At 82.0% G+C, this 1,133-nt stretch carries 1 protein-coding gene; it reads right to left on the bottom strand.

All coding sequences use genetic code 11. The annotated features are described in order from the left end of the window. Positions 1 to 24 precede the first annotated feature (24 nt). On the bottom strand, positions 25 to 1,133 hold a 1,109-nt coding region (locus GTR00_RS21420; protein WP_205706371.1), incomplete at its 5' end, for a DUF2332 domain-containing protein.

The raw sequence follows: 1,133 nt of genomic DNA, 5'->3' as shown, positions 1-1,133 counted from the left end.
GGACGGGGGAGGTGGGGCGCGTGCTCACCCGGCCGGGGCGCCGCCGTCGTGCCAGCGCACCGGCACGCCGTGCGGGGGAGCGGTGCCCACGACGCGGCGCTGCCCGCCCGGCCAGGTGGTCACCGTCACCGGGTAGCCGGTGGCGCCGCGGTCGAAGGCGTCCGCCGCCCCGCCGCCCGGTTCCAGGGACACCCGGGCCAGCGGCGCCGTCCGCGTGGCCGCCGCGCCCAGCTCCTGCAGGCGGCGCTCGGCGGCCTCGCGCTCGTCCGCGGGCAGGTACTGCCACACCACCGAGTGCTGCACCACGGTCAGCGCGCCCTCGCGCAGCTCCAGCCGCGCCAGCAGGTCCGCGGCGCCGGTGCGCAGGCGCTGCACCGGCACGCGCCGCGCCAGCTCCAGGGCGGCCCGGAGCCGGGCCGCGCGGTGCGGCTGGTCCGCCCACACGTACGAGCGCAGCAGCAGCGCGCCCTCCGGCGAGGCGGGGTCCACGGCGTCGGGGTCGGCGCCGACGCGCTCGACCACCTCGAGGGCGCCGGGCGCGGGCCAGGACGGCGGTTCGGCGTCCCACGCGCCGTCCAGCTCGACGGGGGAGCCGGCCGGGCCGCGGGTGCGCCCGTCGCGCCCGCGGTAGCGGAACAGGTCCAGCAGCAGGTTCAGGCCCGCCGAGCAGCCGACCTCGTGCAGGCGCACCGGCACGACGGGGCCCAGCGCGGGCAGCGCGCCGGCCACGGCGGTGAGCAGCCCGCCGCCCAGCGCCGCGGAGCGCCCCACCTCGTTGGTCTGCGGGGCGGTGCGCAACCCGGCGCGCACCGCCGACCACGCCGGCGAGGCGGGGTCCTCCAGCAGCGCGCGCAGCGCCGGCCAGGCCGCCCGCGCGTCGCCGTCGCCGCCGGTGCTGGGCAGGTGGGCGGCGTAGCCGGGGGCGCCGCCGGACAGGGCCAGGCGGTGCGCGGCGCCCAGCAGCCGCAGCGGCAGCGCCGCCCCCGGCGGGTCGTCCTCGTGCCCGGCGAGCACCCGGCGCACCGGGCCGCCGGCCAGGGCGTCCTCGGCGGCGCGGGTGAGCAGGTGCGCGTACAGCGGTGAGCCCAGGTCCGCGCAGGCGCGCGCCTGCGCGTGCAGCAGGTCCGCCAGCC

Origin of the sequence: Kineococcus indalonis (assembly GCF_009906395.1) — a bacterium.
Taxonomy (GTDB): Bacteria; Actinomycetota; Actinomycetes; order Actinomycetales; family Kineococcaceae; genus Kineococcus; species Kineococcus indalonis.
Note: the sequence above shows the minus strand (reverse complement) of the source record. Positions and strands in the feature narration are given on the sequence as shown.